26 protein-coding genes are annotated in these 24,050 nt (G+C 74.4%); 16 read left to right on the plus strand and 10 right to left on the minus strand.

The window, feature by feature from the left end:
- Positions 1 to 38: 38 nt before the first annotated feature.
- Positions 39 to 2,285: a maltose alpha-D-glucosyltransferase gene (gene treS / locus FGI33_RS01285; RefSeq protein ID WP_119435325.1), complete on the minus strand. Its 2,247-nt coding sequence runs from the start codon at positions 2,283 to 2,285 to the stop codon at positions 39 to 41.
- A 209-nt stretch (positions 2,286 to 2,494) separates the two neighbouring features.
- On the opposite strand from treS, the gene FGI33_RS01290 reads away from it, so the two are divergent.
- The 4 genes from FGI33_RS01290 to rsmI all read left to right on the plus strand — a co-directional run bounded on the left by FGI33_RS01290 (position 2,495) and on the right by rsmI (position 4,551).
- On the plus strand, positions 2,495 to 2,773 hold the full coding sequence (locus FGI33_RS01290; protein WP_182623349.1) for a hypothetical protein: 279 nt from the start codon (positions 2,495 to 2,497) through the stop codon (positions 2,771 to 2,773).
- Between the two features lie 117 nt (positions 2,774 to 2,890).
- On the plus strand, positions 2,891 to 3,394 hold the full coding sequence (locus tag FGI33_RS01295) for an SRPBCC family protein (protein WP_119435298.1): 504 nt from the start codon (positions 2,891 to 2,893) through the stop codon (positions 3,392 to 3,394).
- A gap of 3 nt (positions 3,395 to 3,397) precedes the next feature.
- Positions 3,398 to 3,739 carry a hypothetical protein gene (locus tag FGI33_RS01300; RefSeq protein WP_119435297.1) on the plus strand — a complete coding sequence of 114 codons (342 nt, stop codon included), beginning with the start codon at positions 3,398 to 3,400 and terminating at the stop codon, positions 3,737 to 3,739.
- A complete protein-coding gene (gene rsmI / locus FGI33_RS01305) occupies positions 3,736 to 4,551 on the plus strand; it encodes a 16S rRNA (cytidine(1402)-2'-O)-methyltransferase (protein ID WP_119401522.1) in 816 nt (271 codons plus the stop codon). The genes FGI33_RS01300 and rsmI overlap by 4 nt, the downstream gene beginning before the upstream one ends.
- A gap of 11 nt (positions 4,552 to 4,562) precedes the next feature.
- On the opposite strand, the gene FGI33_RS01310 is transcribed toward rsmI, so the two are convergent.
- On the minus strand, positions 4,563 to 5,123 hold the full coding sequence (locus FGI33_RS01310; RefSeq protein ID WP_204585726.1) for a CGNR zinc finger domain-containing protein: 561 nt from the start codon (positions 5,121 to 5,123) through the stop codon (positions 4,563 to 4,565).
- 73 nt (positions 5,124 to 5,196) lie between these two features.
- Between FGI33_RS01310 and FGI33_RS01315 the strand changes: the two genes are divergently transcribed.
- Positions 5,197 to 6,162 carry an EamA family transporter gene (locus FGI33_RS01315; RefSeq protein WP_237582141.1) on the plus strand — a complete coding sequence of 322 codons (966 nt, stop codon included), beginning with the start codon at positions 5,197 to 5,199 and terminating at the stop codon, positions 6,160 to 6,162.
- A 4-nt stretch (positions 6,163 to 6,166) separates the two neighbouring features.
- Here FGI33_RS01315 and FGI33_RS01320 read toward each other — a convergent pair whose 3' ends face one another.
- The 4 genes from FGI33_RS01320 to FGI33_RS01335 form a co-directional block, all read right to left on the minus strand.
- Entirely contained in the window at positions 6,167 to 7,270 is a 1,104-nt protein-coding gene (locus FGI33_RS01320; RefSeq protein WP_119435599.1) for an FUSC family protein, read from the minus strand.
- Between the two features lie 62 nt (positions 7,271 to 7,332).
- Positions 7,333 to 7,995 (minus strand): sortase family protein, encoded by a 663-nt coding sequence (locus FGI33_RS01325; protein ID WP_204585729.1) that lies wholly within the window; start codon positions 7,993 to 7,995, stop codon positions 7,333 to 7,335.
- On the minus strand, positions 7,992 to 9,515 hold the full coding sequence (locus FGI33_RS01330) for a tyrosine-protein phosphatase (RefSeq protein ID WP_237582142.1): 1,524 nt from the start codon (positions 9,513 to 9,515) through the stop codon (positions 7,992 to 7,994). Before FGI33_RS01330 ends, FGI33_RS01325 begins: the two co-directional genes overlap by 4 nt.
- A gap of 327 nt (positions 9,516 to 9,842) precedes the next feature.
- A complete protein-coding gene (locus FGI33_RS01335; protein ID WP_119435761.1) occupies positions 9,843 to 10,313 on the minus strand; it encodes a GNAT family N-acetyltransferase in 471 nt (156 codons plus the stop codon).
- A gap of 50 nt (positions 10,314 to 10,363) precedes the next feature.
- Between FGI33_RS01335 and FGI33_RS01340 the strand changes: the two genes are divergently transcribed.
- The 4 genes from FGI33_RS01340 to FGI33_RS01355 all read left to right on the plus strand — a co-directional run bounded on the left by FGI33_RS01340 (position 10,364) and on the right by FGI33_RS01355 (position 12,960).
- Entirely contained in the window at positions 10,364 to 10,960 is a 597-nt protein-coding gene (locus FGI33_RS01340; RefSeq protein ID WP_119456842.1) for a TetR family transcriptional regulator C-terminal domain-containing protein, read from the plus strand.
- Positions 10,961 to 11,031: 71 nt separating this feature from the next.
- Positions 11,032 to 11,241, plus strand: a complete 210-nt coding sequence (locus FGI33_RS01345; RefSeq protein WP_119401529.1) for a three-helix bundle dimerization domain-containing protein — start codon at positions 11,032 to 11,034, stop codon at positions 11,239 to 11,241.
- A gap of 704 nt (positions 11,242 to 11,945) precedes the next feature.
- Positions 11,946 to 12,182 (plus strand): hypothetical protein, encoded by a 237-nt coding sequence (locus FGI33_RS01350; RefSeq protein WP_237582143.1) that lies wholly within the window; start codon positions 11,946 to 11,948, stop codon positions 12,180 to 12,182.
- Between the two features lie 22 nt (positions 12,183 to 12,204).
- Entirely contained in the window at positions 12,205 to 12,960 is a 756-nt protein-coding gene (locus FGI33_RS01355) for a GDSL-type esterase/lipase family protein (protein ID WP_119434242.1), read from the plus strand.
- Between the two features lie 47 nt (positions 12,961 to 13,007).
- Here the strand turns inward: FGI33_RS01355 and FGI33_RS01360 are convergent, their stop codons facing one another.
- Positions 13,008 to 13,916 carry a GNAT family N-acetyltransferase gene (locus FGI33_RS01360; RefSeq protein WP_119434243.1) on the minus strand — a complete coding sequence of 303 codons (909 nt, stop codon included), beginning with the start codon at positions 13,914 to 13,916 and terminating at the stop codon, positions 13,008 to 13,010.
- A 101-nt stretch (positions 13,917 to 14,017) separates the two neighbouring features.
- On the opposite strand from FGI33_RS01360, the gene FGI33_RS01365 reads away from it, so the two are divergent.
- Positions 14,018 to 15,568 carry an MmgE/PrpD family protein gene (locus FGI33_RS01365; protein WP_119434244.1) on the plus strand — a complete coding sequence of 517 codons (1,551 nt, stop codon included), beginning with the start codon at positions 14,018 to 14,020 and terminating at the stop codon, positions 15,566 to 15,568.
- Complete coding sequence (prpB, locus tag FGI33_RS01370) at positions 15,568 to 16,482, plus strand: methylisocitrate lyase (RefSeq protein ID WP_119434245.1); 915 nt, start codon at positions 15,568 to 15,570, stop codon at positions 16,480 to 16,482. The genes FGI33_RS01365 and prpB overlap by 1 nt, the downstream gene beginning before the upstream one ends.
- A 3-nt stretch (positions 16,483 to 16,485) precedes the next feature.
- Here prpB and FGI33_RS01375 read toward each other — a convergent pair whose 3' ends face one another.
- Entirely contained in the window at positions 16,486 to 16,641 is a 156-nt protein-coding gene (locus tag FGI33_RS01375; protein WP_182623280.1) for a hypothetical protein, read from the minus strand.
- A gap of 120 nt (positions 16,642 to 16,761) precedes the next feature.
- On the opposite strand from FGI33_RS01375, the gene FGI33_RS01380 reads away from it, so the two are divergent.
- Positions 16,762 to 17,277 carry a hypothetical protein gene (locus FGI33_RS01380; RefSeq protein ID WP_147359332.1) on the plus strand — a complete coding sequence of 172 codons (516 nt, stop codon included), beginning with the start codon at positions 16,762 to 16,764 and terminating at the stop codon, positions 17,275 to 17,277.
- A complete protein-coding gene (locus FGI33_RS01385; RefSeq protein WP_119434249.1) occupies positions 17,274 to 17,708 on the plus strand; it encodes a DUF3021 domain-containing protein in 435 nt (144 codons plus the stop codon). Before FGI33_RS01380 ends, FGI33_RS01385 begins: the two co-directional genes overlap by 4 nt.
- Before the next feature lie 25 nt (positions 17,709 to 17,733).
- Here FGI33_RS01385 and FGI33_RS01390 read toward each other — a convergent pair whose 3' ends face one another.
- A complete protein-coding gene (locus FGI33_RS01390; protein WP_119434247.1) occupies positions 17,734 to 18,324 on the minus strand; it encodes a TetR/AcrR family transcriptional regulator in 591 nt (196 codons plus the stop codon).
- 44 nt (positions 18,325 to 18,368) lie between these two features.
- On the opposite strand from FGI33_RS01390, the gene FGI33_RS01395 reads away from it, so the two are divergent.
- Positions 18,369 to 19,412, plus strand: a complete 1,044-nt coding sequence (locus tag FGI33_RS01395) for an NAD(P)-dependent alcohol dehydrogenase (protein ID WP_119434248.1) — start codon at positions 18,369 to 18,371, stop codon at positions 19,410 to 19,412.
- 66 nt (positions 19,413 to 19,478) lie between these two features.
- On the opposite strand, the gene FGI33_RS01400 is transcribed toward FGI33_RS01395, so the two are convergent.
- Positions 19,479 to 20,960: a dihydrolipoyl dehydrogenase family protein gene (locus FGI33_RS01400; protein ID WP_237582144.1), complete on the minus strand. Its 1,482-nt coding sequence runs from the start codon at positions 20,958 to 20,960 to the stop codon at positions 19,479 to 19,481.
- A 242-nt stretch (positions 20,961 to 21,202) separates the two neighbouring features.
- On the opposite strand from FGI33_RS01400, the gene FGI33_RS01405 reads away from it, so the two are divergent.
- Positions 21,203 to 22,354 carry a bifunctional 2-methylcitrate synthase/citrate synthase gene (locus tag FGI33_RS01405; RefSeq protein WP_119434207.1) on the plus strand — a complete coding sequence of 384 codons (1,152 nt, stop codon included), beginning with the start codon at positions 21,203 to 21,205 and terminating at the stop codon, positions 22,352 to 22,354.
- Positions 22,355 to 22,428: 74 nt separating this feature from the next.
- Positions 22,429 to 24,006 (plus strand): methionine--tRNA ligase, encoded by a 1,578-nt coding sequence (gene metG, locus FGI33_RS01410; protein ID WP_119434206.1) that lies wholly within the window; start codon positions 22,429 to 22,431, stop codon positions 24,004 to 24,006.
- Positions 24,007 to 24,050: the final 44 nt, after the last annotated feature.

Raw genomic sequence — 24,050 nt, forward strand, 5'->3', positions numbered from 1 at the left:
CGCCGGTCGGCGATCGCGCGGCCCGGAGGCGGGGAGGCCTAGGCCTCCTCGGCCTCCTGCTCCTCGTCGAGCATGAGGAACAGGCCCGCGTAGGGCTCGAGCTGAACCGGGAAGCTGGACAGGTCGTCGACCGTGCCGACCTCCTCGCCCGTGGTCGCGTCGCGCACGACGCGGCGGCTCGGCAGGTGCTCCGAGCGGACCGTCGCGAGGATCGGCTCGCCCGTGAAGTTGAGCACCGTGAGCTGCAGGCGCGCGTCGGCCTCCAGGTCGCCGTTGTCGAGGCGGTGCACCATGACGAGCATGCCGGGGTGACCGACGTCCGGGACGTCGAGCTGCGTGCCGAGCGCGACGTCGAAGCGCTCGCGCACCTCGAGCACGCTGCGGAGCCCCGACGCGAACGACGACGGGTCGCCGATCTGCGCGGGGAGCGATCCGTACAGCGAGCGGCCGCGCGGCATGCCGGATCCGGACCCGGTCGCCTCGGGCGCCGCGTCCAGCAGGTCGTGCCCGCCGCGGTGCACCCAGCGGGTGTCGCCGCCCTCGATGAGGTCGGCCACCTGCGACGCCTGCAGCGGCAGCACGCCGAGGAGGTCCCACGCGGAGAGCGCGAAGACGCCCGGCTGCCACGCGTTGAACTTCGCGAGCAGGAGGTGCGCGGCGCGGATCCCGTCGACGTCGCCCTCGCCGATCGCGTCGAGGGTCGTGAAGCCCTGCGCGGCCGCGATGACGGACGCCGTGGTGCAGGCGATGCCGTTCGTCGTGAACACGTGGTTGTAGTCGGCGCTGTCGCCCGTGAGCTCCTCGAGGAGGTCGCCGCGGATCGTCTCCGCGAGGTCGGCGCCCGTCATCTCGTCGCCGCGGAACGGGAACACGTCGGCGCAGTGCTCGGTCGCCCAGTGCACGAGCTCGTAGGTGAGCTCGTCGTGGTTCTGCAGCGCGTGCACGAGGGTGACGGGCTCGACGCCGACCTCGAGCGAGGTGCGGAGCGTGAGGCGCAGGAACTCGGTGTCGCCGGTCGCGAGCGCGTGCTGGTACGCGGGCCGGTTGATGAAGTCGTAGGAGAGGTCGGCGCCGACGCGGCCGGTGTCGCGGATGTCCTCCATCGTGAGGTTCAGCTCCTGGAAGGAGAACCCGCCGACCTTGCGCACCATGCTCGCGATGAGGTGGTTCGCCGCCTCCGAGAGCGGGTGGCCCTCGGACCAGGCCGGGCCCTCGACGCTCTTCTCCACGCCGAGGAAGCCGTTCGCGTCGAGCCGCAGCGCGCTCGCGCCGAGGTCGCCGAGCGAGTGCAGCGCGTCGCCGATGACCATGCGCATGCCCGCGAACGTGGGGTCGAGCCAGTTGATGGAGGGCTGGCCCTGCTTGAAGTAGTGCAGGTACACCCAGCGGCGGGTGCGGCCGTCGACGCCGAGCACGGGCGCGGTGGCGCTCCAGTTGGTCTCCTTGACGCCGGGCGCGTAGAAGATCACCCGCTGCAGGCGGCCGATGATGTAGCCCTGGTCGGCGAGCGCCTGCTCGGCGGCCACGTCGAGGTTGACGGCGTCGCGGCCCGGCAGCACGTCGGGCAGCAGTCCCCAGTCCTCCTCGGGGATCTCGACCATGTGGTAGATCCCGGGGAAGTCCTTGTAGCCCATCTCCGCGAGGCGGAAGTCGGCGCCCTTGCCGGTGTGCCCGGGCACGATGTCGTCGATGACGCTGCCGCCGTGCTGGTCGGCTACCTCGGTGAGGCGGCGGAACTCGTCCTCCGTGCCGAACGCGGCGTCGATCTGGGTGCTGATGCGGTCGAAGTGGCCGTCGACGCTCGCGGTCTGCGACCACTCGGTGATGCCGCCCGCGAGCTTCACGGGCCCGGTGTGCACGGCCTCGATGCCGATGGACTGGAAGATCTCCCACAGCTGCGGGTCGCCGAGCGCGCCGAGGTACGACTCGCCGGGCTTCGTGATGAGCGAGATCGGGTACGCCGTGAACCACACGGACGCGGTGTCGATGGCGCGGCGCGCGTCCGGCCGGGCGTAGGGGTTCGACCACATGCTGGGCGATCCCGAGAGGCCGCGGCTCAGCACGTCGGCGTCGCCGAGCATCGACTGGCGGCGGAGCCACTCGACGTAGGAGGGGTTCGACGCGTCCGCGGCGCGCGGGTCGTTCGACGAGCGGCGGATCCCGCTGGCGCGCAGCTGCGGACGGGCACGGAGGCGGGCGGGGCGCGCCGGGAAGCGGTCCTCGTCGTACGTGATCTCCGTGGGCTCCGGCTCGGGGATCGCGTTCGTCTCGATGGCGTCGTCCACTGGTGCTCCTCGGGGGTGGTGGTGCGTCGTGCCCGATCCGGGCGCCGTCGGCCCGCGGGGCCGCTGTGACGAGCGTACGCAGGATGCGGGGGCGGCGTGCGGGGTCGCCCGTCGTTCGGCATCGTCTCGGTCGGCGCGCGCGGCGGGGCGCGCGGGGGCGTGACGGGGCGGTCGCGGTCCGGTCACGGGTGCCCGCGTACGGTCCGTGCATGACTACCGCGCTGGCCACCATCGAGTACGACGGCGATGCCCAGACGTGGGGGATGCACGTCCCCGGGCGCACGCTCGCGCTGCCCGACGGCTTCCGCGGCATCAGCGAGGCGGAAGAGCGCAGCCTGCTGCGCGCGGTCCTGCGCTCGTGGGGTCTGCGTCCTGCCGTGGCGATGACCGCGTGGACGCAGTCCGGCGGGCGGACCTGGGTCCTCCGCGTCCAGGACTACGACGCCGCTCCGCGTGCCGATGGGCTGGCCGTGCTCGGCATGCCGTGAGCGCGACGCGCTGTGCTCGCGGGTCCGCCGTGGTCCGCCGCCGGTGAGGAGGGCGCGCCGCGTGCCGCGGGGGCGCCGGCCGGCCGCCGCCCGCACCCGCCGTGCCAGCATGGATCCGTGCCCGTCGTCGAGTCCCGCCGCATCGTCCCCGTGGAGCCCGCCGTGGCGTTCGCGATCTCGCAGACGCAGGGGGCGATCCGCAAGCGGTGGGATCCCTTCATCGCGCACCAGCACCTCATGGGCGGCGCGACCGAGCCGGCGAAGGGCGTCCGGACGTTCACGGTCTCGCGCCTCGGCCTCAGCATGGTGAGCGAGTACGTCTCGCACCAGCCGCCGTCGAACGTGGGCATGAAGATGACGCAGGGGTCGTGGTTCTTCGCGCGCATGGGCGGCGGGTGGCGGTTCGCGCCCGCGGAGGGCCAGCCGGGCAGCACGCTCGCGACCTGGCGCTACAACTTCGCGTGCCGGCCCGCCTGGCTCGCGCCCGTCGCCGAGCGCATCGGCGCGTGGATCCTGCAGCGCGACATGGACCGGCGCATCGACGGGTTCGCGCGCGGGTGCGCGGATCCGGTGGTGCTCGCGCACGTGGGTGCGGGCGCCCTCGCGTCCGACGGGAGCTGACGCGTGTTCCTGAGGAGCCGGTCGCGCGGGCGCGAGACCTTCGGGCTGGTGATCCTGGGGGTCGGCCTCTGCGTGGTGTCGGTGCTCGGCCTCACGGGCGTCTTCGGCGAGATCAGCGCAGCCGGGCGCGGTTCGACGATCGTCCTGTTGGGCGTGCCCATCGGCCTCGTCGTGATCGGCATGGGGATCGCGAACGCCATCCGCGGTTGGAGCGACCCGGGCGACGAGGAGGTCGACGACCCCGAGCACGTCGGCGACCGGGCGGGCCTCCCCGACGAGGAGGCGACGGAGGTGGACGCCACCGGCCGGGACCGCCCCGCCCCGGATGGGATGATCGACCGGTGATCATCCTCGGCGCGACCCCCATCGGCAACCTGGGCGACGCGTCGCGGCGGCTCGTGGAGGCGCTCACCTCCGCGACGGTCATCGCCGCCGAGGACACCCGCACGACCATCCGCCTGCTCGGCGCGCTCGGCGTCGAGAACCGGCCGCGCCTCATCGCGCTGCACGACCACAACGAGCAGGAGCGCTCCGCCGACCTCGTGGAGCTCGCGCGCGAGACCGACGTGCTCGTCCTCTCGGACGCCGGCATGCCCGCGATCTCCGACCCCGGCTTCCACCTGGTGGAGGCAGCGGCCGCGGCGGGCGTGCGCGTCACGGTGATCCCCGGACCGAGCGCCGTCCTCAGCGCGCTCGCCGTCTCCGGACTCCCCACCGACCGCTTCACGTTCGAGGGCTTCCTGCCGCGCAAGGGCGGCGACCGGCGCCGCGTGCTCCGCGAGCTCGTGCGCGAGCGCCGCACCATGGTCTTCTTCGAGTCGCCGAACCGGCTGCAGGCGTCGCTCGAGGACGTCGTCGCCGAGTGGGGACCCGACCGTCGCCTCGTCGTGTGCCGCGAGCTGACGAAGCTGTACGAGGAGGTGCGCCGCGGATCCGCCGCGGAGCTCGCCGCCTGGGCCGCCGAGGGCGTGCGCGGCGAGATCGTCGTGGTCGCGGAGGGCGCCGCGGCGCTCGAGGTCGACCTCGCGACCGGCGTGACGCAGGTGCTCGAGCTGGTCGCCGACGGCGCGCGCCTCAAGGACGCCGCGGGCACCATCGCCGAGGCGACCGGCCTCGGCAAGCGCGACCTGTACCAGGCGGCGCTCGCCGCCCGCTGACCGGAGCGCGCCTAGCCGACGGGATCGGCCGCGCGGCGCTCGCGGAACGCGACCATGTTCATCCGGTTGCCGCAGCGCACGCTGCAGAACCGCTTCGACCCGTTGCGCGAGAGGTCGACGAGCACCCCGTCGCAGTCGTCGGCGGCGCACACGCGGAGGCGGTCGGTGGCGTCGGAGCGCACGACGTCGACGAGGGCCATGGCGGCCTCCACGAGGATCCGGTCGGCGAGCGGCGCGTCCTCCGGCGTCGCGTGCAGGTGCCAGTCGAGGGCGTCGTGCCGGACGAGCCGCGGCGCCGCGTGATGGCGGGTGAGCAGCTCGTTCACGGGATCCACCATGGCGTCGCGGTCGAGGTCCCAGATCTCCCGCAGGCGGGCGCGGGCGCGGTGCACCTCGCGGAGCTCGCGGTCGTCGCGGTCGAAGCGGCCGGAGAAGCCGCTGCGGGTCATCAGGTCGGCGAGCTGCTCCGGGGTCGCCAGCAGGTCGTCGCCGGAGCGGGTGGCGCGCGGGGCCGTGTTGAGGATGACGGCGTCGAACGCGAGCACGTCCTCCGTGTCAGGGGTGAAAAGCAAGTTGACTCCTTATCCGCGACGAGTCTAACGTCAGGACCGTAGGCCGCGTGGCCCCTGACGAGACGAGCGCACCATGGAACGACGCCACCTGACCACCGGACTCGTCCTCGCGGTCGTGGCCGCCGCCTCCTTCGGGCTGTCGGGCGCGTTCGTGAAGCCGCTGCTCGAGGCCGGGTGGAGCCCGGTCGCCGCCGTCGCGCTGCGGGCGCTCATCGGCGGGCTGCTGCTCGCGCCCATCGCGCTCGTGCAGCTGCGCGGCGACCTGCGGCCGGTGCTGCGGGCGTGGCGCCGGGTGCTCGGCATGGCGCTCGTGGGCGTCGCGGGCGCGCAGGTCATGTACTTCGCCGCCATCGAGCGGATCCCCGTCGGCACGGCCATCCTCATCGAGTTCATGGCGCCGCTGCTGCTCGTGGCGGTGGCGTGGGCGATGACCCGGCGGCGGCCCGCGGTGCCCGTGCTCCTCGGATCCGTCGCGGCGGCGGGCGGGCTCGCGCTCGTGGTGTCGCCGTCGGGCGGCGGGGCGCTGGATCCCGTCGGCCTCCTCTTCGCGATCGGCGCGATGGTCGGCTGCGCGGGCTACTTCGCCATCGCGGCCCGCGGAGCGGACGGGCTGCCGCCGGTGGCGCTCGCGGCCGCGGGGCTGCTGGTCGCGGCCGTGCTGCTCGCGCTCGTGGGGCTGACGGGGATCCTGCCCTTCACGGGATCCGTCGCCGACGTCGTGATGCTGGGCAGCGTCGTGCCGTGGTGGGTGCCGATGCTCGTGGTCGGGGTCGTCGCGACGGCGCTCGCGTACGGCGCGGGGATCACGGCGGGCGCGATGCTCGGATCCCGCCTCGCGTCGTTCACGGGGCTGCTCGAGGTCGCGGCGGCCGGCGCCTGGGCGTGGCTGCTGCTCGGCGAGGAGCTGACGGCGCTGCAGCTCGTAGGCGGCGCGCTCATCGTGGCGGGCATCGTCGCGGTGCGGTTCGACGCGCGGGCGGAGGCGCTGCCGGTGGGCGAGGACGCGGGAGCGGCGGCGACGGCCTCGCCCGCCGGCTGATCCGCTACGGCGCCGGCGACTCCGCCGCGTCGACCGGCTCGAGGTGCCGCAGCACGCGCTTGAGGTGCATCGCGGTGAGCACGCCCGGCCCCATCGCCTGGCCGAGCTCCTGGGCCCGCCGGTCGACCGCCTCCACGAGCAGGCGCACCTGCCTGGCCGCCTCGCCCATCGCGCGGTGGCGCTCGGGGGAGTCCGGGTCGTCGAGGTCGAGCACGCCCGCGACCGCGTGGCACGCGTCGTGGATCGGCCCAGCGATCTCGCGGTCGAGGCCCATCGCGCCCCGCTCCCGCCAGGTGGTGTCCGCGAGCGCCGCGGACACGTCGCGGACGTGGAACACGATCTGGTCCATCGCCTCCAGCCGCGCGTGGTCGATGCGCACGTCGCGCTTGTTCACCAGCGCGCGCGGGTTGCCCTTGCGGCTCTCGTCGGCCTCGGCGAGCTCGGCCCGCACGGCGCGCGCGGTGCCCGCGAGGTCCTCGCTCGCGCGGATCCAGTCGTCGTGCGCGGGCGGGGAGTCAGCCTCGACCGCGTCGCCCACGTCGCGCAGCCGGTCGGCCACCTCGCGCTGGAACGCGCTGATGCGCGCGCCCGCGGCCCCGCTCGACAGCTGCGGCGCGACGAGCACGTTGATGAGGAGTCCCGTCACCACGCCGACCGCCATCTGCACGAGGTAGCCGAGCGAGTACTGGTCGGCGTCCTGCCCGCCGACGATGAGCACGAACAGCGCCGCCATCGGCACGTACTCGCGGCCCGCGCCGAACCAGCCGGAGCCGGAGAGGATCACGCCGATGCCGACGATCACGGGGATCGACCACCACGAGGGGCCGGTGGTGAGGATCACGGCGGTCGCGAGGACGATGCCCGCCGCGAGGCCGAGGAGCGTCTGGACGCCGGTGCGCGCGGATCCCATGAGCGTCGGGTACATGCTCACGAGCGCGCCGAGCGGCGCGTAGTAGGGGTACTCGTTCGCGACGCCGGGCACGTACGGCGCGACGGCCCAGGCGATGCCGACCGCGAGCGCGGTCTTGGCGGCGAGCAGCAGCCGGTCGGGGGAGACGGCGGCGTGCCAGGCGCGCGCGACCTCGTGCCGTGCTGTCCCCATGCGCATGTGCCGAGGCTATCGAGGCGGGGAGCGCCGGGCCGCATCGGCCGCCGCGCTCCCCGCCTCGATCAGGCGCGGGTCGCCTCGATCACCATGTCGTCGCGCGACGGGCTGCCGTCCGGGCGCTGCAGGCACGTGATCACGACGAGCCGGCCCGGGGTGTCGGCCCAGACCTCGGCGTCGTCGGGCAGCTGGCCCTTGGGCACCGCGCGGCTGGATCCGACGGCGTAGTCGACGCCCGCCACCTCGATCACCGCGCCGGGGGCGACGCTCGCGCTGCCCGCCCGGTCGTCGATGAGCAGGTCGCCGGGGCCCGTGCCGCCGCCGCGCACCGAGTGCATCACGACGAACACCGTGCCCGTCGCGGCGTCCTCGGGCGCGACGCCGAGGTCGCGCACGCGGTACGCGGAGGAGAAGCCCGGGGGATCCACGACGCCGCCGACCACGTCGACCGCGCCGAGCGGCACGTCGAGACCGACCGAGGGGGCGCGGAACCGGCCGAGGCCCGAGTCGACCGCCGTGATGGCGCCGTCGGCGCCCGCGGCGGGCGCGGGGACGTCAGCCTGCACCGGGGCGCCCGCGAGGTCGCGGGGGAGGTCGGCCGGGACCGGCCACCCGCCCACCGCGGCGAGCCCGCCCGCGACCACGGCCGCGGACGCGACGACGACGCCGGCGGCGGCGAGGAGCCGCCGCCGGGTCGCCCGACCAGCCGTCGTCGCAGTCGTCGTCACGGCCTGCGCGGCGCGACGCGACGGCGCGCGATCGTGCGGCCCGCGATCGCGGCGAGGCCCGCGAGGCCGAGCGCGGCGAGCGCGAGGCCCGGCCACGGGTCGGCGGCGACGGCCGCGCCGCCGGTCGCGACCATGGGGCCCGCGTGACGCGCGCCGGTCGCGGTCGCCGTGACGGCGGAGACGGCCGCGGCGCTCACGGTGATGGTCGCGGGATCCGAGACCGCCCGGCCCTGCGCGTCCACGAGGGTCAGCGTGTGCGTGCCGGGGTCGGTGCCCGCGGGGATCGTGACGGTGCCCGACGCGGCGCCGTCCGATGCCGCGGTGACGGAACCGACGTCGGTCGGCGTCGAGCGCAGGATCACCCGGTACGTCGCGCCCGGCGTGAGGCCGGCGGCGCGGAACGCGACGGTGCCGCCCGCGGTGGGAGCGGATCCGCCCGGCAGCGCGATCTCCGCGAGCCCGGCCGTGACGCGGTACGTGCGCGTCGTGCGCCCGTCCGCCGCGGTCACGGTGACGGTCACGGTGCGGCCGTCGACCGCGACGGACGACGAGGCTGATCCGTCCGCGGTGGTCACCCGCACGTCGGCGGGAGTGACGGCGGGGAGGCCGACGGGCACGACGGCCCCGGCGGATCCGGCCGCGTCGCCGAGCGGCACGGCCACGCCGCCCACGGTGATGGAGGCCGCCGCCGCGTCGTCCGAGACGAGGAACTCGGCGCGGAGGGCCCGGATCTCCTGGTCGTCGACGCCGAGCGTGGTGCGGATGTAGGAGTCCATCCCCGCGTAGCGCGACGCGATGCCCGCCTCGAACGTGCCCTGGAGGAGCGCGGGCGTGGCCCACGTGACGCCGAGCTGCGTGTTCGAGAGCAGGTAGTCGTGGAGGATGTCGGAGCTGCCGACGCCGAGGATCCGGTCGAGCAGGTCGATGACGGTGCCCGTGCGGTCCATGCCGTGCGAGCAGTGGATGAGGATCGTGCCGTCCCCGGTGTGCGCGGCCAGCGTCCGCAGGATGCTGCGGTACGCGTTGATCATGACGCCGGGCGTACCCGCGTCGACGTGGCCCTTGTCGATGAGGTCGCGGTACATGACCGTGTCGTCCGGGTAGTCGCCGGCGTCGCCGAACATCGAGATGGCGACGGTCTTCGCGCCGGGGATCGGCACGTCGGGCTTGGCCTGGATCTGGCCGGGGGTGCGCAGGTCGATCACGAGGTCGACGTGGTGCACGCTCGCGAGCGTCGCGGCGCCGGCCGCGGTGATCCTGTCGAGCGACTCCGTGCGGATCAGGCGGCTCGCGGCGACCGTGCGCCCGTCGACGCCGGCGAACGCGCCGAGCTCGCGCCCGTTGACGAGGCCCGGCACGTCGGTGATGAGGTGGTCGCTCGCGGTGGGAGCCGGCTGGAGCGCGGGGTCGGCGGCGTGCGCGGGCGCGCCGATGCCGACGGAGAGCGCCACCGCGGCGGCCGCCACGGTGAGGGCGCCGATGCGCGCGGGGGCGGCACGGCGGGCAGGGGGGATCTTCACGTTCGTCCTTCTGTGGGAGGAGCGCGCGTGGGCGCGCGGGGATCGCCGTGCGGGCGCGCGGGGGACGCGCCGGGCTCGGCGACAGGAGCATGGGGCACGGCGCGAGGCCGTGCATGAACGCGATGTTCTGCTTCCGTGAACTCCTGCCGCCCCGTGCGCTCCCGACGCGACCGGCGCATCGCTTCCGCTGCACGACGCGGATCGGGTGACGTCGCCCGTCTCCCGTCGGCCGTCTCCCGCACCACCGGCCGCGCGTCGGCGGGTGTCCGGCGAACGATGCCTCTCAGACCGGCGCCGCCGCGACCGGGAGCTCTCCGGGGCGGTCGCTCAGAGGGCGCGCGCGAAGCACCGGGACTCGGCGCACCCGACGTAGGGGCCGTACAGGGGGATGCTCGCGTAGCCCTCGCGCTCGTAGAAGCGGATGGCGTCGGGCTGCAGGATGCCCGTCTCGAGGACCACGCGCTGCGCGCCCCGATCGCGGGCGGCGGCCTCGAGGGCGCGGAGGACGGCGGCCGCCACCCCGGATCCCCGCGCCGACGGATCGACGTACATGCGCTTGACCTCGACGCTCCCGGGCCCGGCGACCTCGTCGGCCAGGGGGCGGAGTCCCCCGCAGGCGACGGGCCGACCGTCGCTCGTCCGCGCGACGAGGAACACGGGCACGTCGTCCGCCGACGGGGGAGTGCCCGGCTCGTGGTCGTCGCTCCCGTAGCGCGCGTCCAGCTCGACGCGCTGCGCTCGCCGGAGCCGGTCGGCGTCGGGGTGGTCGAAGGGCGTGGGGGCGATCGTCCAGGTCATGGGGATCCTCTCGTGACGATCGTTACGGTAACACCTGTTACGGTGACTGCATGACCAGGACGCGGGATGCGGAGGCGAGCCGGCTGCGGCTGTCGGAGGCGGTGTTCGAGACGCTCGCCGATCGCGGCCCGACGGGTCTCACGCTCCGCGCCGTCGCCGAGCGCGCGGGCTGCACGACGGGACTCGTGCTGCACACGTTCCGGGACAAGCGGGCCCTCCTGCTGCACGCCCGCGACCTCATGCACCAGCGCACGCGCGATCGCTCCGACGCGCTCGAGGCCGATGCCCCCGACGCCGGGTCGGCCCTGCGGGCCGTCGTGCTGGGCGCGCTGCCCGCGGACCGCGAGCGGCTGGCCGAGGCGCGGGTGTGGGTGGGCTTCCTCGCCGCGGCGCTCGCGGACCCGGTCCTCGCCGAACGGCATGCCGCGAACAGCAGGGCCTTCGTCGACAGGGTCGCGCGCCTCATCGTCTCCGCGCACCCCGACCTCGTCGCCGACGCGGCCGATCGAGCGGCCGCCCTCGTCGCCGCCGTCGAGGGCGTCTCGAGCCTCGCGGCCGGTGATCCCGAGCGGTGGACCGCGGCACGGCAGGTCGCGGCTGTCGGCCCGGTGATCCTGGCCGTGACGTCCGCGGGCGCGCCCGCGTAGGGATCCCTCTCCGCAGGCGCGGGAGGCGCCGCCCCGGGCTGGCGTCCGCCCGCCCGGGGGATGATGAGGCCATGACAACCGACGTCGACTACGACCAGATCGTCCGCGACTCCACCGAGCAGCTCCAGAAGAAGTACCCCGATCGTCCGGAGGCGGAGCTCCGGGCGGTGGTGGAGGAGGAGCTGGCGACGCTCCGGGATGCGACCGTGCAGGACTACCTCTCCGTGCTCACGGTCCGCGCGGCGCGGAAGCGCATCAAGGCCGAGCGCCGGGTCGACTGACCCCGCTCCCGGGCCCTGTTCCGCGGGTGGCGGCTCCGACGTCCCCACGGCGACCCGCGCCGCCGGCGGGCTCGCCGCTCGGCTCCGGCGTCGCCCCTATCCATCCAGCGACGCCGTGCGCGAGGTTGTCCTCATTTAGGGGGACCGGAGCTTATGGTCGATGCGGCACCCGGTCTTCCCGGGCCGGTGCCCGCACTGTCCCTCGGACCCGTCCCTCGACCCCACGAGCGCGGGATCCGGCCGGCACGTGTCGATTCACGTGAGCGTCGACCCGAATGCGATGCACACGCACGAGCCCGCCGCCACCCGCGGCGGGCTCGCTCCACGTCCGGCGCCGGCACCCTGCCCACGGGCGGGAGCCGGCACGTCGGCGGGACGTGTCGAGGGCGCCGGGCACGCGCCCGATGCGCGGGCGCCCTTATGGCTTCCTGTGTTCTCGTCCGCCGCGACTCCGGCGGTTAGCCTTCGATCACGCTCCCAGACCCCGGGCTGTTCGCACGACGCTCCTCCTCGGCCCCGAGTCATGAATCCCCCCGTCATCCATGCGCGTCACGGTGACCCGTGCTCCATGACCCGAATGGGGGTCCGCCGTGTCCCATGCGTCGGAGACGTCGACTGTCCCGCGATGGATCGAGCGTCGGGTCATCGACGCGGCCATCGCGCAGAGCCTCAACGCCGCCGGAGCCGAAGGAGGACTCGCCCCGATGGCGTGGAGCCTCGGATCCCTCGACGAGGGCATCCACGTCTCCGGTCATGCCGACGCGCATCCCGTCGCCGGGCGCGGGGAGATCGTCGAGGCGTGGATCGTGCACCTCGGCCTCGCGGACGCGTTCGAGTGCACGCACGAGCCGATCCACCTGGTCGGCCCGGACATGTCCTGGACCGGCACGGTCGACGGCGTGACCATGCAGCTCCGCTACCCGGCGACCACCGGTCCATGAGCGCCCCCACGAGGTTGCGGTCATGTCCCGCATCGGCAGCCCGGTCGGCGGCCCGGCGATGGCGGTGAGCCTCGCGACCGTCCGCGACATCGGGCGTGCGGCGCTCGGCTTCCTCCCGTATCACGTGATGCGCCGGCAGCTGAGGCAGGCACCGTTCCCGGAGGGAGCATCGGAGGGCTCCCTCCCGGGGGACTGGCCCGTCCTGGTGACGGTCATCGGCGAGGCCACCGCGATCGGCTATCAGACCCTCACGTCGGACCTGACGCTCGGAGCCCAGCTCGCCCGACGCATCGACCGGGACAGCCGCCGCGGAGTGCGCTGGCAGGCCCTGACCACGTCGGACTACTCGATCCGGACGGCGCAGAAGCTGTTCCGCGACAACCCGCAGCTGATCCTCGCGGACGTCGTCGTGGTGCTGCTCGGGATCGGGGACTCGTTCCGCTTCACGCCGCCGTGGGTGTGGCGCAAGCACCTGCGGATCCTGCTCGCGGATCTCCGCGCGCACCTCGGCGAGTCCGCCGTCATCCTCGTCGCGGAGGTGCCGCCGCTGGAGCTCTCCTCCGAGACGCCCGCCCGCATGGCGCGACGGGTCGGGGAGCAGGCCCGGCTGCTGAACGAGGAGACACGGTCGGTCGTCGCGGGGTTCCGGGGCACCGTGAGCGTCCCGTTCCCGACCGCGATGGTGCACGAGTTCACCACGTCCGACGGGCACGACACCTTCTACGGCCGGGTCTACCGGTCGTGGGCCGCGGTGATGGCCGAGCGCATCCGCATGTGACGCACGCGGATCAGCCGGGCCGCGCGGTCCGCCCGGCGGGAGGCGGGTCACCGGCGGCGCAGCGCCACCAGCCACGCGTCAACGGCGTCCTCCCGCTCGACCCGGAACCCCGCCCGCTCGTAGAGCCGCCGCGCCGCGCTGCCCTGCAGCACGTCGAGGCGGAACGGGTGGCCGTCGTCGTGCCGCGCCATGAGGTCGCGCAGCACCTCGCCGCCGATGCCCTGTCCCTGCAGCGCGGGATCCAGGTAGAAGTGCTCGACCCAGTGCGCGTCCGGCTCGTCGCGGCAGGCGATGAGGCCGGCGTCGCGGCCGCCGACGCGGATCACCGAGGTGCGCGCGGGCGCCCAGCCGTCGAGGAAGCGGCGGCGGACGCGCACCGGATCCCACCGGCCGAGCCGCTCGAGGTCGGGCCGGAGGGCGACGGCGCGGAGCTCGGCCATCCACGTCGCGTCGTCCGGGAGGGCGGGTCGGAGGATCCAGCGCGGGACCGGCCCGGGATCCCGGCGCAGGTCGCGCTCCATGCAGACGCTCGTCGGATCCTCGGCGTACGGCCCGAAGCGCGGCACGTGCCGGTAGCCGCCGCGCTCGTACATCGCGATGGCGGCGGTCTGCGGCAGGCCGGTCTCGAGCCGCATCACGTGGGCGCCGAGCGCGCGGGCCCGGTCCTCGGCGGCGACCAGGAGCGCGCGTCCGAGGCCGAGGCCGCGCGCCGCGTCGGTGACGAACACGCGCTTCAGCTCCGCGGATCCGTCACCCCGGTCGACGACCGCCGCGGTGCCCAGCGCGCGGCCGTCGTGGCGCGCGACGAGGAACGTGACGGCGGGCCGTTCGAGGTCGGCGACGTCGAGCGCGTGGTAGCTCTCGGCCGGGTAGAGGGCGAGCGCGAAGTCGTCGGCCTGCCGCAGCAGCGGCAGCACGTCGTCCTGGCGCGGGGACTCCGGGGTGACGGTGAGCACGCCCCAGCGTATGGCGGCCCCGGCGGTGGATACGCTGGACCGGTGCCGCGCGGACGGGGTCACGAGCCCTCCGCGTCAGGCGCCCGACCGTGAGGAAGAGCATGCAGATCCACCGCGTCCGCGTCCACCGCAGCGACGAGGCCCTGCCTCCCGGGGAGCAGCTCGCGGGGCGCATCGCCGCCGTCGCCGCGGACCCGGTCGAGGTCGACGCCGACGTCACCGAGATGATCGTCAACCGCATCATCGACAACGCGGCCGTCGCGACCGCCTCGCTCACGCGGGCGCCCGTGGTCTCGGCGCGCGCGCAGGCCCTCGCGCACGGGCCGTCCATGGGCGGCGCGGGCGCGACCGTCGTGGGCGCGGATCCCGCCGACCGCGTGAGCGCCGAGTGGGCGGCCTGGGCGAACGGCGTGGCCGTGCGCGAGCTCGACTACCACGACACGTTCCTCGCCGCCGAGTACTCGCACCCGGGCGACAACATCCCGCCGATCCTCGCCGCCGCCCAGCACGCCGCCGCGGCCGGCCGCCCCGACGGCCGCGCGCTCACGGGCGCCGACGTGATCCGCGGCATCGCGACCGGCTACGAGATCCAGGTCGACCTCGTGAAGGCCATCAGCCTGCACGCGCACAAGATCGACCACGTCGCGCACCTCGGCCCGTCGGCCGCGGCCGGCATCGGCACGCTCCTCGGCCTCGACGAGGGCACGGTCTTCCAGGCCATCGGCCAGGCGCTCCACACCACGACCGCCACGCGCCAGTCGCGCAAGGGCGCGATCAGCACGTGGAAGGCGCACGCGCCGGCGTTCGCCGGGAAGATGGCCGTCGAGGCGATCGACCGGGCGATGCGCGGCCAGACCAGCCCCACCCCCATCTACGAGGGCGAGGACGGCGTGATCGCGTGGCTGCTCGACGGCCCTGCGGCCTCCTACGACGTGCCGCTGCCCGCGCCCGGCGAGGCCAAGCGGGCGATCCTCGACACGTACACGAAGGAGCACTCGGCCGAGTACCAGGCGCAGGCGTGGATCGACCTCGCCCGCCGCCTGCACCACGCGCACCCGGTGCTCGCGGACGCCGACGCGATCGACCGCGTCCTCATCCACTCGTCGCACCACACGCACGTGGTCATCGGATCCGGCGCGAACGACCCGCAGAAGTACGACCCGCGCGCCAGCCGCGAGACGCTCGACCACTCGATCCCGTACATCTTCACGGTCGCGCTGCAGGACGGCGCGTGGCACCACGTCGACTCGTACGCGCCCGAGCGCGCGGGCCGCCCCGACACGGTCGACCTCTGGCGCCGCGTCACCACGACCGAGGACCCGGAGTGGACCCGCCGGTACCACTCCATGGACCCGGCCGAGAAGGCGTTCGGCGGCCGGGTGGAGATCCGCCTGACCGACGGCTCGACCATCGTCGACGAGATCGCCGTCGCCGACGCGCACCCGCTCGGCGCCCGGCCGTTCGCGCGCGCCGACTACGTCGCCAAGCTGCGCACGCTCGCCGACGGCGTGCTCGAGGATCGCGAGGTCGACCGCTTCCTCGCGCTCGTCGAGCGCCTGCCCGAGCTCGCCGCCGACGAGCTCGCCGGCCTCACCGTGACCGCCCGGCCCGGCCTCCTCGACGGCGCCGGCTCCCCGAAGGGACTCCTCTAGTGCTGCACTCGGACCTCACCTCCGCCGCCAAGCGCCGCGCGTTCCGCGAGCGCCTCGCGTCGGGCGAGCTGCTCCGGATGCCCGGCGCGTTCAACCCGCTGTCGGCGCGCCTCATCCAGGACAAGGGGATGGACGGCGTCTACATCTCCGGCGCCGTGCTGTCGGCGGATCTCGGCCTGCCGGACATCGGCCTCACCACGCTCACCGAGGTGGCCGGGCGCTCCCAGCAGATCGCGCGCGTGACCGACCTGCCGTGCCTCGTGGACGCGGACACGGGCTTCGGCGAGCCGATGAACGTCGCCCGCACCGTGCAGATGCTCGAGGACGCCGGCGTCGCGGGCCTCCACATCGAGGACCAGGTGAACCCCAAGCGCTGCGGCCACCTCGACGGCAAGCAGGTGGTGGACGAGTCGACGGCGCTGAAGCGGATCCGCGCGGCCGTCGACGCCCGACGCGATCCCGACCTGCTCGTCATGGCCCGCACCGACGTGCGCGGCGTGGACGGCATGGCCGCGGCGGTCGACCGCGCTCGCGCGCTGGTGGACGCCGGGGCCGACGCGATCTTCCCCGAGGCGATGGCGGACCTCGCCGAGTTCGAGGCGATGCGCGCCGCGGTCGACGTGCCGATCCTCGCCAACATGACCGAGTTCGGGAAGAGCGAGCTGTTCACGACGTCGCAGCTGCGCGACGTGGGCGTCAACATCGTCATCTACCCGGTGTCGCTCCTGCGCCTCGCGATGGGCGCCGCCGAGCGCGGCCTCGACGCGATCCTCGAGGAGGGCACGCTCGCGTCGAAGGTGCCGGAGATGCAGACCCGCGCCCGCCTCTACGAGCTCCTCGACTACGCGGGCTACAGCGCGTTCGACGAGGACGTCTTCACCTTCACGCTGGAGGGGAACCGCGGCGGGGCGTGATGCCTAGTCGCGCTCGTCGAGGCCGTGGAGCGTCCCGTCGAGCGCGAGGCCGAGGGCGAGCACGGCCAGCAGCATCCCCTCGCCGACCGACGCGAGGACGTTCCCCGCACGGATGACCGCGCGCGCCCCGCCAGATCGGGCGGCGGGGGCGGCGCGCATCCGGCGAGGCTAGCCGCGAGTCGGACTCGGGCGGTCGGAGCGTGCACACGCGCCCCACCCGGAACGGGGGTTCCGCAGCCGTGGGCGGGCGTGGTCGACTGGGCGCGACGACGGAGACCCATGCGACGAGCGCCAGCACCAGCACCAGCACCAGCACCAGCACCAGCGCGGACCGTCGCGGGCGCGCTCGCGGCGGCGGCCGTCCTCGGCACCAGCCTCGGGGGCTGCTCCACCGGCCCCGCCGCGGACCCCGTCCGTGCCGACGCGGCGGCCTCTCCCGGTTCCGCGGAGATCGCCACCTACCGCGACGACGGCGGCGCCATGGAGGCGCTCCTGACCGGCACGCTCGTCGAGCGTGACGGCTGCCTCTACCTCGAGACGCCGGGCTACGCGCCCGACGGCGGCTCCGCCTACTGGCTGCCGATCCTCCCGGAGCGGACGACCCGGTGGGACGGGACGACCCTCACGCTCGGCGACGAGGCGCACCGGGTGGGCGACGAGGTCAGCCTGGGCGGCGGCGTGTCCTCCGAGCCGACGTCCCCGGACGACCTCTCCGGCATGGAGGGGATCCCGGACGCGTGCAGCACCGAGTACGCGTGGCTCGCCGGGCCGCCGCGGGAGCCGGCCGCCGGATGACCCGCGACGCCGGCGAGGCCGCCGCCGCGCGCCGTCCGCGCCTGCTCCTCCGCGCCGCGCTCCTCGGCGGGATCGCGCTCGTGCTCATGTCCGCGATCGGCGCCTACCTCCTCGCGGGCGGCCAGACGGAGGACGGCCGCTCGACCCTCGCGGTCGGCGTCATCGTCGCGGCGACCGCCGCCGGCTCGCTCATCTACCAGGTGGACCGCTGGACCCTCACCCGGCAGTCGGTCACGCACTTCGCGCTCATGCTCGTGACCGTCCTCCCGGCGCTCCTGATGAGCGGCTGGTTCCCGGTGGACACGGTGGGCGGAGGGCTCGCGGTCGTCGGGATCTTCCTCGCCGCGGGCCTCGTGCTCTGGACGACGCTCTTCCTCGTGATGACGGCGGTCGAGCGGCGGCGCGACGCGCGGGCGGCCGTCCGGCCGTAGCGGCTGCGGAGCCACGGTACCCGGATCAGCCCGCCGTCGACCCGACCGCGCAGAGCCCGTCGCGCACGAATGCCGCGAGCGCCGTGCGCCGGCGTGCGTGCACCGCGTCCGGCTCGGGCGCGGTCGCGACGGTCGTGATCGAGACCTGCGCCCAGCTCGCGGCCGTCGCGATGAGGAGCGACCAGACGTCCTCGGGATCGAGGTCCGCGCGGATCCGCCCGGCCGCCTGCGCCGCCTGGATCGCGCGGATGTTCCCGGCCTGGAACCCCTCGAGGCCCGGGTAGAGGAAGCCGGTCGCGTCCCGTTCGAGGCGCTTCCACATCACCAGGCGGGCGAGCGCCGGATCCTGCAGGTAGTCGTCGTAGAGGAGGGCGGCGTAGGCGGGCAGGTCGTCGGCGGTGAAGGGGACGCGGTCGCCGTTCGCGATCACGTGCTCGGCGAACACCGCGTCGAACAGCCTGTCCTTGCCGCCGAAGTGCGAGTACAGCATCGGCTTGCTCATGCCGGACGCCGCGGCGACGCGGTCGACGCGTGCCCCCGCGATGCCCCGGGCGGCGAACTCCTCCGTCGCCGCGTCGAGGATGCGCTGCCGGGTGCGGTCGGCGCTGGAGGTCATGCATCCATCGTACGTAGCTACCAACCAGTAGGTAGAGTGACGGCATGCGCACCACAGCCCTCCTGTCCCCGGCCTCCGGCCAGCCCCTCCGACCGACCTCGATCGACCGCCGCGACCTCCACCCCGACGACGTCGACGTCCGCGTCACGCACTGCGGCGTCTGCTACTCGGACCTGCACGCCCTCGACCAGCACGGCCGCGACGACGCGCTCGTCCCCGGCCATGAGTTCGTGGGGGAGGTGGTGGCCGTCGGATCCGCCGTCACGGCCTTCGCGCCCGGCGACCCGGTCGCGATCGGCAACATCGTCGACTCGTGCGGCGTCTGCGCCATGTGCCGCGGCGGCCACGAGAACATGTGCGTCGAGTTCCCGACCCTCACCTACGGCGGCCGCGACCGCCTCGACGGATCCACGACCCGCGGCGGCTGGTCCGGCCGCTACGTGGTCCGCGAGTCCTTCGTCTACCGCCGCCCGGTGTCGCTCGATCCCGCCGCTGTCGCGCCGCTCATGTGCGCGGGCGTCACGGTCTGGGAGCCGCTGCGGTCCGCGGGCGTCGGGCCCGGCACGCGCCTCGGCGTCGTCGGCCTCGGCGGTCTCGGCCACCTCGCGGTGCGGCTGGGGCGGGCCCTCGGCGCGGAGGTCACGGTGTTCACGACGAGCGCGGCCAAGGCCGCGGACGCCGAGCGTCTGGGCGCCACGCGGGTGGTCGTCTCCACGGACGCCGACGCGATGGCCCGTGCCGCCTCCAGCCTCGACCTCGTGCTCGACACGGTCTCCGTCGCGCACGACCTCGCCCCCTACCTCCGCGTGCTCGACCTCGACGGCACGCTCTGCGTGCTCGGCTTCCTGGGTCAGCTCTCCGTCCCGGCGATGGACCTGCTCACCGGCCGCCGCCGGCTCGCGTCCTCCGGCAGCGCCGGGCGTCCCGCGACGCAGGACCTGCTCGACTTCTGCGGCGAGCACGGGATCACGGCCGACGTGGAGGTCCTGCCCGCCGCCGAGGTGGACACCGCGATCGACCGGCTCCGCCGCAACGACGTCCGCTACCGCTTCGTCCTCGACATGGCGGGGATGGACGACGCGGTCTGATGGGGCGGCACGACCACCTCGGGGACGACTCGCTCGAGAGGCGACTGCTCTCGCCCGGACGCCGCGTCAGTCCAGCTCGCCCGCCAGCGCCTCGTCCTGCAGCAGGCGCCGCGCAGCGATCCCGATGATCGCGCTGTAGGTCGGGTACGCGAACCGCACGTGCGCGAGGGTCGCGACGTCGACGCCCGCGGCCATCGCGGTGGTGACCGACTGGATGACCTCGACCGCGTTCTCGCCCACGGCGTGCGCGCCGAGGATGAGCTCGCGGCGGCGGTCGGCGATGAGGAGGAGGAAGCCGGCCTCGCGGTCGTCGATCACGGCGCGGTCGACCTCGGCGAACGGCACGCGCGCGATCACGCATCCGCTGTCGCGTTCGCGCGCCTCCGCCTGGGTGAGGCCGACGCCCGCGTAGTCGGGGTCGGTGAAGCCGCCGGCCGGGAGGAGCTGCAGCGGGATCCGCCGGTTGACCCCCAGCACCGCGTTCTCGGCCGCGGCCTCGCCCTCGGACTGCGCCGCCTGGACGAGCATGTCCTTCCCGTTGGCGTCGCCCACCGCGAGGATGTGCGGCACGCGCGTGCGGAGGTAGCGGTCGACCGGGATCGCCGAGCGCTCCGCCTCCAGCCCTGCGTGCTCGAGCCCCAGGTCGTCGACGTCGGCGGGCCAGCCGGTGGCCATGATCACGGCGTCGAAGCTGGAGGACTGCGGGCGGTCGCCGTCGCGCCAGAGCAGGGTGATGGATCCGTCGCCCGTCCTGGTGAGACCCGTGACGGTGTCGATGCCGGTGCGCACGCGCACGCCCTGCGCGCGGAACGCGTCGGCGACGGCCGCCGAGATCGCCTCGTCGGACGCGGTGAGCACGCGCGGCGCGACGTCGAGCAGCGTCACCTCGGAGCCGAACGAGCGGAAGACGGTGACGAGCTGCGCGCCCGTGTTGCCGGCGCCGATGACGGCGAGGCGGCGCGGGATCCCGGGCAGCGCGAGCACGTCCTCGGGCACGGTCGCGAGGTCGGCGCCGGGCACGGGCAGGCGCTTCGAGTGGCCGCCGACGCACACGATGATCGCGCCCGCGGTGATCCGCCGGCCGCTGTCGAGCTCGAGCGTGCGGTCGTCGACGAAGCGCGCGCGGCCCTCGTGGACGAGCGTCACGCCCGCCTCCCGGAACCGCTCGGCCTCGCGCTTGAGCGAGCGCACCCGGTCGACCTGCTCGTGCACCCGCGCGACGATCGACGGCCAGTGCGGTGTCGGCTCGTCCACGCCGATCCCGTTCTCGCCCGCGGAGCGCACCTCGCGCACGAGCCGCGCGGTCTTCGCGAGCACGCGCGTGGGCACGCAGCCGGTGTTGACGCACGTTCCGCCGACGCGGCCGGCCTCCAGCACGACGACGGACGCGCCCAGCTCGGCGGCGCGGAGGGCGGCGGCGGTGCCCGCGGGCCCGGCGCCGATGACGGCGACGTCGTAGCGCTCCGGCTCGGTCCCGGCGTCCGTCTGCGGCTCGCGCGCGGCGTCGGCCTCGGCGGCGGGATCGGCGTGGTCGGTGCTCTCGGGCATGGCGTCCTCCGGGTCGGCGCGGTGGTGCGGGCGGCGCCTCGGGAGCGCCTGCTGGTGAGGCTACCGAGCGGAGCGGCCGCCGACCCGGGAGCGGAGCCGCCCGTCATGCCCGTCCCTCCCCAGCCCGTCGCCGTCCGTCCACGTGGCGACCTCCGGCGACCCTCGCCCCCGCGCCATCCGCCCCGATACAGTGACGAGCGCACCCGGAGGCGACCCGATCCGCCCGACCACGTGGGTGCGGCATGACGCGAAGGAGCACCATGACCGACATCCGCAAGGGCCTCGCCGGGGTCGTCGTCGACACGACCCGCATCAGCAAGGTCGAGCCGGCCACCAACTCCCTCCTCTACCGCGGGTACCCCGTGCAGGAGCTCGCGGCGCACTGCTCCTTCGAGCAGGTGGCGTACCTCCTGTGGCACGGCGAGCTGCCCACGGACGAGGAGCTCGCGCACTTCGAGAACCAGGAGCGCGCCGAGCGACGGCCGGCCGACGCGGTGCTGCGGATCATCGACGCCCTGCCCGTCGACGCCCACCCGATGGACGTCCTGCGCACGGCCGTCAGCGCGATCGGCGCCGCGGATCCCACCCCGGACGACCACTCGGCCGACGCCGACCTGGAGCGCTCCGTGCGGCTGCTCGCGCAGATCCCCGTGCTCATCGCCTACGACCAGCGCCGCCGCCAGGGCCTCGACCCGGTCGAGCCGCGCGACGACCTCGGCCTCGCCGAGAACCTCCTCCTCATGGTGCACGGCGACCGGCCCACCGAGGCGGACGCGAAGGCCATGGAGGTATCGCTGATCCTCTACGCCGAGCACTCCTTCAACGCCTCCACGTTCACGGCCCGAGTCATCACCTCGACCCTCGCCGACCTGCACTCCGCGGTCACGGGCGCGATCGGCGCGCTCAAGGGCCCGCTGCACGGCGGCGCCAACGAGGCCGTGCTCGAGACGCTGGACGAGATCGGCGACGCGTCGCGGGTCGAGGCGTGGCTCGACGAGGCGCTCGCCGCGAAGCGCAAGGTCATGGGCTTCGGTCACCGCGTCTACCGCGCGGGCGACTCCCGCGTGCCCACCATGAAGCAGGCGCTCGACGACCTCGTCGCCGTGCGGGTCGAGGCGGGCGGCGAGACGGGGGAGTCCGCGCGGCGCACCATGGAGCTGTACGACGCGCTCGAGCGCGGCATGGCCGAGCGCACGGGGATCCTGCCGAACCTCGACTACCCGTCGGGCCCGGCGTACGCGCTCCTCGGCTTCGCGACGCAGGCCTTCACGCCGCTGTTCGTGGCCGCGCGCGTGGTCGGCTGGACGGCGCACATCGTGGAGCAGCGGGCCGCGAACTCGCTGATCCGGCCGCTCTCGGAGTACGACGGACCGGCGGAGCGCCACCTGTCCTGACCGCCGCCGGAGCCGCCCCGCGGGCCCCGGTCACACGACCGGGAGCGCTCCCGCCGATCGTTAGGATGGAGCCCATGTCCCGCGGCGAGCCCTTCTACATCACCACGCCGATCTTCTACGTGAACGACGTCCCGCACATCGGGCACGCGTACACCGAGGTCGCCGCCGACGTCCTCGCCCGCTGGCACCGCCAGCGCGGCGACGACACCTGGTTCCTCACCGGCACCGACGAGCACGGGCAGAAGATCCTCCGCACCGCGACGGCACACGACACGACCCCGCAGGCGTGGGCCGACCGCCTCGTCACCGAGAGCTGGCAGCCGCTGCTCGAGGCCGTCGACATCTCCAACGACGACTTCATCCGCACCACGGACGCCCGCCACGAGGAGAGCGTCAAGATCTTCCTGCAGCGCCTCCACGACGCCGGGTTCATCTACACGGGCGAGTACAAGGGCTACTACTGCGTCGGCTGCGAGGAGTACAAGCAGCCCTCCGACCTCCTCGAGGGCACCGGTCCGTTCGAGGGGCAGCTCGTCTGCGCCATCCACTCCAAGCCCGTCGAGCTGCTGGAGGAGAAGAACTACTTCTTCCGCATGAGCGACTTCGGCGAGCGGCTCCTCGCGTTCTACGAGGAGCGCCCCGACTTCATCCAGCCCGAGAGCGCCCGCAACGAGATCCTGTCGTTCGTGCGCCGGGGCCTCGAGGACCTGTCGATCTCGCGCTCCAGCTTCGACTGGGGCATCCCCATCCCGTGGGACGAGAGCCACGTCGTCTACGTGTGGTTCGAGGCGCTGATGAACTACGTCACGGCCATCGGCTACGGCGTGGACGACGAGCAGTTCGCCCGCCGTTGGCCCGCCACGCACCTCGTCGGGAAGGACATCCTCCGCTTCCACGCGGTCATCTGGCCCGCCATGCTCATGGCGCTCGGCGAGGAGCCGCCCCGTCGCGTCTTCGGCCACGGCTGGCTGCTCGTCGGCGGCGAGAAGATGTCGAAGTCGAAGCTCACGGGGATCGTGCCGCAGACCATCACCGACACCTTCGGCATCGACGCGTTCCGCTACTACTTCATGCGCGCCTTCGCCTTCGGGCAGGACGGCTCGTTCAGCTGGGAGGACCTCAGCGCCCGCTACCAGGCCGAGCTCGCCAACGGCTTCGGCAACCTCTCCTCCCGCGTGATCGCCATGGTCGGCCGCTACTTCGACGGCCGGATCCCCGAGGCGGACGAGCTCACCGAGGCCGACGAGCGCGTGCTGGCCGTCGCGCGCGCCGCCGCGTCCACCGCGGACGACGCCATCGAGCGGCTCGCGATCCACGAGTCGCTCGCCGCCGTCTGGACCCTGGTCGACGAGCTCAACGGCTACATCACGAGCCAGGAGCCCTGGGCCCTCGCGAAGAAGGACGAGGACCGCGCGCGCCTCGAGACCGTTCTGCACACCGCGGTCCGCGGACTCGGCACGCTCGCCGTGCTGCTCGCGCCCGTGCTGCCCGGCGCCACCGCGAAGCTCTGGACCGCGCTCGGCGGCACCGGCACGGTCGGCCAGCAGCGCATCGACCTCGCCGACGAGTGGACCGGATCCGGCACCGTCACCCCGCTCGAGGCGCCGCTCTTCCCCCGCATCGAGCAGGAGCCGGCGACGCCCGCCGCCTGACCCGCCGTCGTGCATCCGGGTGCCGCGCCCCGCCGGGCGCGGCA

Origin of the sequence: Clavibacter phaseoli (assembly GCF_021922925.1) — a bacterium.
In the GTDB taxonomy this organism is placed as follows: Bacteria; Actinomycetota; Actinomycetes; order Actinomycetales; family Microbacteriaceae; genus Clavibacter; species Clavibacter phaseoli.

What these genes read in the sequence shown, in the direction of transcription:
- FGI33_RS01400 (WP_237582144.1), bottom strand. Translation starts at nt 20,960, where the DNA reads ATGCCCGAGAGCACCGACCACGCCGATCCCGCCGCCGAGGCCGACGCC.
- FGI33_RS01350 (WP_237582143.1), top strand. Translation starts at nt 11,946, where the DNA reads ATGGCGTGGAGCCTCGGATCCCTCGACGAGGGCATCCACGTCTCCGGT.
- FGI33_RS01355 (WP_119434242.1), top strand. Translation starts at nt 12,205, where the DNA reads ATGTCCCGCATCGGCAGCCCGGTCGGCGGCCCGGCGATGGCGGTGAGC.
- FGI33_RS01335 (WP_119435761.1), bottom strand. Translation starts at nt 10,313, where the DNA reads ATGACCTGGACGATCGCCCCCACGCCCTTCGACCACCCCGACGCCGAC.
- FGI33_RS01340 (WP_119456842.1), top strand. Translation starts at nt 10,364, where the DNA reads ATGACCAGGACGCGGGATGCGGAGGCGAGCCGGCTGCGGCTGTCGGAG.
- FGI33_RS01290 (WP_182623349.1), top strand. Translation starts at nt 2,495, where the DNA reads ATGACTACCGCGCTGGCCACCATCGAGTACGACGGCGATGCCCAGACG.
- FGI33_RS01345 (WP_119401529.1), top strand. Translation starts at nt 11,032, where the DNA reads ATGACAACCGACGTCGACTACGACCAGATCGTCCGCGACTCCACCGAG.
- metG (WP_119434206.1), top strand. Translation starts at nt 22,429, where the DNA reads ATGTCCCGCGGCGAGCCCTTCTACATCACCACGCCGATCTTCTACGTG.
- FGI33_RS01390 (WP_119434247.1), bottom strand. Translation starts at nt 18,324, where the DNA reads ATGACCTCCAGCGCCGACCGCACCCGGCAGCGCATCCTCGACGCGGCG.
- FGI33_RS01375 (WP_182623280.1), bottom strand. Translation starts at nt 16,641, where the DNA reads ATGCGCGCCGCCCCCGCCGCCCGATCTGGCGGGGCGCGCGCGGTCATC.
- FGI33_RS01380 (WP_147359332.1), top strand. Translation starts at nt 16,762, where the DNA reads ATGCGACGAGCGCCAGCACCAGCACCAGCACCAGCACCAGCACCAGCG.
- FGI33_RS01405 (WP_119434207.1), top strand. Translation starts at nt 21,203, where the DNA reads ATGACGCGAAGGAGCACCATGACCGACATCCGCAAGGGCCTCGCCGGG.
- FGI33_RS01395 (WP_119434248.1), top strand. Translation starts at nt 18,369, where the DNA reads ATGCGCACCACAGCCCTCCTGTCCCCGGCCTCCGGCCAGCCCCTCCGA.
- FGI33_RS01365 (WP_119434244.1), top strand. Translation starts at nt 14,018, where the DNA reads ATGCAGATCCACCGCGTCCGCGTCCACCGCAGCGACGAGGCCCTGCCT.
- FGI33_RS01320 (WP_119435599.1), bottom strand. Translation starts at nt 7,270, where the DNA reads ATGCGCATGGGGACAGCACGGCACGAGGTCGCGCGCGCCTGGCACGCC.
- FGI33_RS01385 (WP_119434249.1), top strand. Translation starts at nt 17,274, where the DNA reads ATGACCCGCGACGCCGGCGAGGCCGCCGCCGCGCGCCGTCCGCGCCTG.
- FGI33_RS01315 (WP_237582141.1), top strand. Translation starts at nt 5,197, where the DNA reads ATGGAACGACGCCACCTGACCACCGGACTCGTCCTCGCGGTCGTGGCC.